Below are 7,210 nucleotides of genomic sequence, written 5' to 3'. Positions count from 1 at the left end.
GCCCAGCAGCTCCGTCTGCTGCGCCCCCCAGCAGGCGGTGGCGGCAAGCTCCTCGTTGAGACCCGGCTGGAAGACGATGTCAGCCTGGGCGAGCTGTTTCTTCGCCTTCCACAGCTGCATGTCGAGGCCGCCGAGCGGCGAACCGCGATAGCCAGAGACGAACCCGGCCGTGTTCAAGCCGGCGCGACGGTCGCGCTCGCGCTGCATCAAGAGCATGCGAATGACCGCCTGCGCGCCGGACAGGAAGATGCGCTCCTTTGCGAGATCGAACTTGTCGTCGAGCGCGACGTCGTGCAGCGTCATCAGGCATTTCCTCTGCGGAGGCCACGCGGGGCAGGCAGCCAACGTCGGGGTCGGATGACGCATCCTTTCTCCCCTTGCAAGGCAGGTCAAACAAAATCGCAGATGCCAGGCAACGCGCAACGAACAGTCCGCGGCCATCCTGAATCGGGTATGAAACCGATCCGCGGACATTGCCCGGCGCATGAACATTACAGCTGCGGCGCGGCCGGCCGCGACGCGTCAGCCGCCTTTCGAGCAATCTGGCTTCGGCTCGCCCGGCAGCTTGCCGTCGGGATGGCCGACGAGATCGGGATTGGCGGTGTAGAGCTGGTCGATGACCAGCGGCCGGTCGGGCAGGATCGACTGGTCTTCCGTCGACATCAGCGTGGTGTCGATCTTCTGCAGGACCGCGCCGTCGGCGCCCTTGATGCTGATGGCAATCGCATAGGGCTTGTTCTTGACGACGCAGGTCAGTGCCGGGCTCTCCAGCGTCACCTTGTCGAGCTTCGGCCAGACCTTCTGCTCGACCACCAGAGGTGCGCCGCCGGCGGGATCCTGGAAGCTGGCGACCGCCACCTGGCCCTCTCCCATCGGCTTCAGCGGCCGCAGGGTCACCACATAAGTCGCCCTGGCGAGGCGGTAGTTGAAAACGAATATCTTGCCGGAAATCTCGAACAGCTTGCCTTCGGCGTCGCCGGTGTCGCGGCAGGCGCCGAGCGCAACGGCCACGATGAGCGCCGCGCCAACAAGGATCGAACGGGAAAGGCCGCTACGCATTCTTGACCTCATTTTCCGCCATGCGACGACGGCGATAGTGACGGCTTGCCTTCTGACGGTTGCCGCACACCGCCATGTCGCACCATAGGCGGCTGGAATTGCGGCTTCTGTCGACGAACAGCCAGGTGCAGTTGGGACAGATCCTGAGCCTTGCGACGGTATCGTCGCGCAGAAGCGATAGCGCCGAAACCGCCAGCGCCGCCTCGAAGGCGATCGGCGTCAGGGGATCACCGAACGGCCTTCCCGGCACACCGATCTCGGTCCGGCTGCCGGCAAGACCCTCGGCGCAGGCGCTCAGGAATCCGGGCAGATCAGCGGTGGCGACCGCGCCCTTCGACACCGCTCCACGAAACAGCCGGTCCGTCGCCTCGCGGATCGACAGCACGACGGGTGCGATCGCCACCGCTGAGGATACCGCCAGCGGCCTTTCGCCAAGCTCGGCGGCGCGAAAGCGGCTCGCCGCGTCGGCGAAGCGAGCAATCTCGGCCGGATCTTCGAAGCGGTCGAACGTCCGCTCCGGATCGCCGCGCAGCACGACGGTGTTCGCCGTGTCGAGCGCAAGCAGGCCGCCGGTGAAGCGGTGCGGGGTCCATGATACCGTCATGGCGAAAATCTAACCGATAAATCGTATTTGACAAGTTAGATTCAGCGATGCAACCTCACTCCGGGATGCGGTGGTCTCCGCAGCCTTTTGAGCATGCTGTTGGCCAGGACCGCTTCGCACTTTTGGGCGGCATGCTTCGAGGTTTTGCATGCTCTATTTCTTCCAGCAGGTGCTGAACGGGCTGCATTCGGGCGCGCTGTATGCGTTGCTCGCCTTTGGCTATGTGCTGACCAACGGCATCCTGCACCGCACCAATCTCGCTTATGGCGCGTTGTTCGCCTTTTGCGGCCAGACCATGATCCTGACCGCGGCCTTCGGCTATCAGGTGCTGTGGCTGACGCTGCTGGCGGCGGTGGCGCTCGGCGTCGTCGCTGCGTTCCTCTATGCCGCGCTGATCAGCCACGTGCTGTCGCGCAGTGTCTTCGAACCGTTGGCCGACCGCACGCCCAATGCAATCGTGGTGACGACGCTCGGCATCCTGCTGCTGCTGTCCGAAGCGAGCCGCATCGCCGCCGACACGCATGATCTGTGGCTGCCGCCGATGCTGGCGCAGCCCATCGTTTTCGCGCAGGGCGCGACCTTCAAGGCAACGCTGACGCTCATCCAGCTTATCGACTGCGCCGTGGTGGTGGCGGCAATCGCGCTGGCAAGCTGGGCTTTTGCCCGGTCGAGCTTCGGACGGTGCTGGCGCGCCGTCTCCGACGACCCCAAGGCTGCCGCGATGTGCGGCGTCGACGTACGCGCGGTGTTCCGGCACGCGGTGCTGTTCGGCGGCTTCTGCGCCGCGCTGGCCGGTGTCATGGCCGGGCTCTATTACGGCAATGTCAGCTTCGGCTCGGGCCTCGTCTACGGACTGAAGATCCTGTTCGTGACGGCGGTCGGCGGCTATCTCTCGCCACCGCGCGCGGCGCTCGGCGCGGCCGTCTTCGGCATGGCCGAATCGCTGTGGGCCGGCTACTTCCCGGTCGAGTGGCGCGACGCGTGGATGTACCTGTTCCTGGTCACGACGCTGATCCTGATCGGCGCCGGCCGCGACACCGGCAAAATCGCCTGAAAACGTCAGACTTTGGTTGCATGACGCGAGGGCAGATCGCCGGTATTGGGCACTGTCTGCGATGCGATGATATTCGCTGCCTCTATCCTTGTTGACCCGTCAGTCCACGCGCGGCATACCGTTGGACCACGTGGCGTGACGGACAAAAAGGGGGAAGCCGGCACGCCTCCGGTACAAGGGAGGAATGCATGGCAGGGCTTCTCGCTCTATCCAGGACTATTGATCGCGCCAACGAGTTCATCGGCAAATGGATATCGTGGCTGATCCTGCTGGCGATCCTGGTGAGCGCCGCCAACGCCATTATCCGCAAGGTGTTCGACATATCCTCGAACGCTTGGCTCGAGCTGCAATGGTATCTGTTCGGCGCCGCCTTCATGCTGGCCGCCGCCTATACGCTGAAGCAGAACGAACATATCCGCATCGACGTCGTCTACGGCCTGTTTCCACGCCGCGTGCAGCACTGGATCGACCTTTTCGGGCATGTCTTTTTTCTGATGCCGTTCGTGACGCTGATGGTGATCTATTTCGTTCCTTATGTGTCGCTGTCGTTTCGCAGCGGCGAGATGTCCAACAATTCCGGCGGCCTGATCATCTGGCCCGCCAAGGCCATCCTGCTCGTCGGGTTTTTCCTGCTGGCGCTGCAGGGCATCTCCGAGATCATCAAGAAGATCGCCATCATGCGCGGAGACATGGACGACCCCAATCCCTTCATATCGGTGCATGAGCAGGCCGAACTCGAAGCCAAGGCGCTGGCCGACGAGGTGCGTTCGTGATGGAGTTCATCGCGCAGAACATGGCGCCGATCATGTTCGCTTCGCTGATCATCTTCCTGCTGATCGGCTACCCCGTCGCTTTTTCCTTGGCCGCCAACGGCTTGATGTTCTTCTTCATCGGCGTGCTGCTGTCTCCCTATTCCGGAGGATCGATCAACCTCGCCTGGCCGCTCCTGCACGCATTGCCGGATAATTTCTACGGCAGCCGGGTGATGTCGAACGACACGCTGCTGGCCATCCCGTTCTTCACCTTCATGGGCATCGTGCTCGAGCGGTCGGGCATGGCCGAAGACCTGCTCGACACGATCGGCCAGCTGTTCGGGCCAATCCGCGGCGGCCTCGCCTACGCCGTGATCTTCGTCGGCGCGCTTTTAGCGGCGACCACCGGCGTGGTGGCGGCTTCCGTCATCGCCATGGGCCTGATCTCGCTGCCGATCATGCTGCGCTATGGCTATGACCGCCGGCTCGCATCCGGTGTCATTGCCGCCTCCGGCACGCTTGCCCAGATCATCCCGCCGTCGCTGGTGCTGATCGTGCTTGCCGACCAGCTCGGCCGCTCGGTCGGCGATATGTACGCGGGCGCGTTGATCCCGGGCCTCGTGCTCACCGGCCTCTATATGTCCTATATCCTGATCATGTCGATCATCCGGCCGAACTCGATGCCGGCGCTGCCGCTCGAGGCCCGTACACTTGGCCATGGCGTGATGTCGCTGCTGGTGGCTTTGCTGGTCACATCGGCGGTTTCCTACGCGGCATATCGTTATCTGGCGCCGGCGCATGGCGACAATGCCGACATTCTTGGCGCGACTGCCGGGGTGCTGTTCATCTACATCGTCGCCATTGCCGACAAGCGCCTGAACTTCAACATGATGTCCAGGCTAGCGCAGCAGGTGATCATCGTGCTGATCCCGCCACTGGCGCTGATCTTCCTGGTGCTGGGCACCATCTTCCTGGGCATCGCCACGCCGACCGAAGGCGGCGCCATGGGCTCGGTCGGCGCCTTGTTCATGGCGGCGGCCAAGGGGCGCTTGTCGCTTGACGTCGTTAAGCAGGCACTGGCCTCGACGACAAGGCTGTCGTCCTTCGTGCTGTTCATCCTGATCGGCGCACGGGTGTTCTCGCTGACCTTCTACGGCGTCAACGGCCACATCTGGGTCGAGCACCTTTTGACGTCGCTGCCGGGCGGCGAGGTCGGCTTCCTGATCGGCGTCAACATGCTCGTCTTCTTCCTCGCCTTCTTCCTCGATTTCTTCGAACTGGCGTTCATCATCGTACCGCTGCTGGCGCCCGCCGCCGACAAGCTCGGTATCGACCTGATCTGGTTCGGCGTGCTCCTGGGCGTCAACATGCAGACCAGCTTCATGCACCCGCCCTTCGGCTTCGCGCTGTTCTATCTGCGTTCGGTGGCCGCGCGCGTGCCCTATCTCGATCGTCTCACCGGCAAACAAATCGCGCCGGTGACGACCGGCCAGATCTATTGGGGCGCGGTGCCCTTTGTCTGCATCCAGGTGATCATGATCGGGCTGACCATCGCCTTCCCGCAAATGGTGATGCACTACAAGGGAACGACCGTCGATCCGGGCACCATCGACTACAAGGTACCGGAGGTGCCCGGCCTGTCGCCGCTGGGCACGCCGCCGGCGGATGGAGCGGCGCCCGCTGGTGGCGCCACGGCGCCGGCCGCTCCTGACCTTTCGCAACCGCCCAGTTTCGGCGATCCGACACCGGCAAAGCCGGCAGCGCCACAGCCCGACCTGTCGCAACCGCCAAGCTTCAACTGAACCGGCATGGTCAAGACCATGAAAGCGGTGCGGCTGGAAGCAGTGGGCGGCATCACGCTGCGCGACGTCGACATGCCTGACATCGGTGCGGATGAGCTACTGGTGCGCATCGAAGCCTGCGGCGTCTGCGGCACGGACCGGCATCTGTTTCACGGTGAATTTCCCTGCACGCCACCGGTGACGCCCGGCCATGAGTTTTCCGGCATCGTCGAGGCGATCGGAACATCGGTCTCGGGTTTTGCCATCGGCGATCGTGTTACCGGCGACCCCAACATAGCCTGTGGGCGCTGCGCACACTGTCACGCGGGACAAGTCAATCTCTGCAGCAATCTGTGCGCGATCGGCATTCATCGCGACGGCGGCTTTGCCGAATATCTTGCCTTGCCGCAGAAGCAGGCTTTCGTCCTGCCTGCAGGCCTGAACCCCCTGCACGGTGCCTTCTGCGAGCCGCTCGGCTGTTGCCTGCACGGCGTCGACCTTGCCGGTATCAAACCGGGCAGCTCGGTGGTCGTGCTTGGCGGCGGCGTGATCGGCCTGCTCACCGTGCAGCTGGCAAGACTGGCGGGAGCCACGACCATCATCCTGTCGACCAGGCAGGCTTCGCGGCGCGCCCTCGCCGAGGACCTCGGCGCGACAGCGACGATCGATCCGACAGCCACCGATGTCATCGATGCGATCGCCGGACCGGCCGGTCTGGCGCCAGGTGGCGTCGACGTCGTCTTCGAATGCGCCGGCGTGCGAGAGACCGTCGAGCAGTCCATGCGCCTGGCCCGAGCCGGCGGCACGGTCGTCATTGTCGGCGTGACGCCGCAAGGCATGAAAGCGGAATTCGAGCCGTTCGACCTGTTGTTCCGGGAACTGAAGGTGCTCGGTTCCTTCCTCAATCCCTACACCCATCGCCGCGCCGCCGAACTCATCGCTTCCGGTGCGGTCGAGATCGACAGGCTGATCTCCAGGCAGGTGTCGCTTGAAGAAGCGCCAGCGGTGATCGCCAATCCGCCGGCGCCCGGCGAGGTCAAGGTTCTGGTGGTGCCGCGCCGCGGCTGAACCGCCGGCTTCGCCTCCCGGCATATACAGAAAAGCTCTCTAAGCGGGGTCCGCCCAGAGAGCTTTTGAGCAGAAGTACAAACGACTACAGCTTGCCGTTGCGCTGCTGGACCATCATGAAGGTGTCGTAATTGTATTCGGCCACCTGTGCCCAGAGATAATGCTCCTTGCGGAAGCCCTTGATCGATTCCCAGATCTTCTTGAACGGGGCGTTGGAAGCTTCCATTTCGGTATAGACCTCGTTGGCCTTTTCGAAGCAGGCGGCCATGATCTCCTGGCTGAACGGGCGCAGTTTCGCGCCGCCGGCCACCAGCCGCTTCACCGCCGCAGGGTTCAGATAATCGTATTTCTGCAGCATGTTGGCGTCGGCCGCCTGCGCGGCAGTGTGCAGCAGCGACTTGTACGTTGGCGAAAGCTCTTCGTACTTCGCCTTGTTGAACATCAGGTGGACGGTCGGGCCGCCCTCCCACCAGCCGGGATAGTAATAATAGGGCGCCACCTTGTAGAAGCCGAGCTTCTCGTCGTCATAGGGGCCGACCCATTCGGCCGCGTCGATGGTGCCTTTTTCCAACGCCGGATAGATGTCGCCGCCGGCGATCTGCTGCGGCACGACGCCGAGTTTCTGCACCACCTTGCCGGCAAAACCGCCGATTCGCATCTTGAGGCCGGAAAGGTCGGCCACCGTGTTGATTTCCTTTCGGAACCAGCCACCCATCTGCACGCCGGTGTTGCCGCCCGGCAGGCCGAAAAGGCCCTGCGTGGCGAGAAACTCGTTGAACAGGTCGATGCCGCCACCATGGTAATGCCAGGCATTCATGCCGCGTGCGTTGAGCGAAAAGGGAACCGCCGCACCGAGCGCCCATGTCGGGTCCTTGCCCCAGTAGTAATATGC

8 protein-coding genes are annotated in these 7,210 nt (G+C 63.5%); 4 read left to right on the top strand and 4 right to left on the bottom strand.

All coding sequences use genetic code 11. The features are described 5' to 3' along the window. From EN969_RS10260 to EN969_RS10250, 3 genes are all read right to left on the bottom strand, one after another. Positions 1–303, bottom strand: a 303-nt coding sequence (locus EN969_RS10260) for a hypothetical protein (protein WP_164758209.1), incomplete at its 3' end; no start/stop codon positions are given. A 219-nt stretch (positions 304–522) separates the two neighbouring features. Further along, a complete protein-coding gene (locus EN969_RS10255) occupies positions 523–1,059 on the bottom strand; it encodes a hypothetical protein (protein ID WP_013528209.1) in 537 nt (178 codons plus the stop codon). Then, the gene (locus tag EN969_RS10250; protein WP_063169838.1) at positions 1,052–1,663 is read right to left on the bottom strand and encodes a CGNR zinc finger domain-containing protein; all 612 of its coding nucleotides are present in this window, start codon (positions 1,661–1,663) and stop codon (positions 1,052–1,054) included. Before EN969_RS10250 ends, EN969_RS10255 begins: the two co-directional genes overlap by 8 nt. Before the next feature lie 148 nt (positions 1,664–1,811). On the opposite strand from EN969_RS10250, the gene EN969_RS10245 reads away from it, so the two are divergent. From EN969_RS10245 to EN969_RS10230, 4 genes are all read left to right on the top strand, one after another. After that, on the top strand, positions 1,812–2,717 hold the full coding sequence (locus EN969_RS10245) for a branched-chain amino acid ABC transporter permease (RefSeq protein ID WP_063169837.1): 906 nt from the start codon (positions 1,812–1,814) through the stop codon (positions 2,715–2,717). Between the two features lie 188 nt (positions 2,718–2,905). After that, the gene (locus EN969_RS10240; protein WP_013528212.1) at positions 2,906–3,490 is read left to right on the top strand and encodes a TRAP transporter small permease subunit; all 585 of its coding nucleotides are present in this window, start codon (positions 2,906–2,908) and stop codon (positions 3,488–3,490) included. Beyond that, positions 3,487–5,271, top strand: a complete 1,785-nt coding sequence (locus EN969_RS10235) for a TRAP transporter large permease subunit (protein WP_174299056.1) — start codon at positions 3,487–3,489, stop codon at positions 5,269–5,271. Before EN969_RS10240 ends, EN969_RS10235 begins: the two co-directional genes overlap by 4 nt. 18 nt (positions 5,272–5,289) lie before the next feature. Then, entirely contained in the window at positions 5,290–6,318 is a 1,029-nt protein-coding gene (locus EN969_RS10230) for a zinc-dependent alcohol dehydrogenase family protein (RefSeq protein WP_063170440.1), read from the top strand. 85 nt (positions 6,319–6,403) lie between these two features. Here EN969_RS10230 and EN969_RS10225 read toward each other — a convergent pair. Beyond that, the coding region (locus EN969_RS10225) for a TRAP transporter substrate-binding protein (protein WP_127419105.1) at positions 6,404–7,210 on the bottom strand (807 nt) is incomplete at its 5' end.

Source organism: Mesorhizobium sp. M7A.F.Ca.CA.003.01.2.1, assembly GCF_003998945.1.
In the GTDB taxonomy this organism is placed as follows: domain Bacteria; phylum Pseudomonadota; class Alphaproteobacteria; order Rhizobiales; family Rhizobiaceae; genus Mesorhizobium; species Mesorhizobium ciceri.
The sequence above is the reverse complement of the archived record's forward strand: the minus strand, read 5'-3'. Positions and strand labels throughout refer to the sequence as shown.

Bases quoted from the DNA above. Each gene is read 5' to 3' on its own strand.
- EN969_RS10255 (WP_013528209.1), bottom strand. From the start codon at position 1,059: ATGCGTAGCGGCCTTTCCCGTTCGATCCTTGTTGGCGCGGCGCTCATC.
- EN969_RS10250 (WP_063169838.1), bottom strand. From the start codon at position 1,663: ATGACGGTATCATGGACCCCGCACCGCTTCACCGGCGGCCTGCTTGCG.
- EN969_RS10245 (WP_063169837.1), top strand. From the start codon at position 1,812: ATGCTCTATTTCTTCCAGCAGGTGCTGAACGGGCTGCATTCGGGCGCG.
- EN969_RS10240 (WP_013528212.1), top strand. From the start codon at position 2,906: ATGGCAGGGCTTCTCGCTCTATCCAGGACTATTGATCGCGCCAACGAG.
- EN969_RS10230 (WP_063170440.1), top strand. From the start codon at position 5,290: ATGAAAGCGGTGCGGCTGGAAGCAGTGGGCGGCATCACGCTGCGCGAC.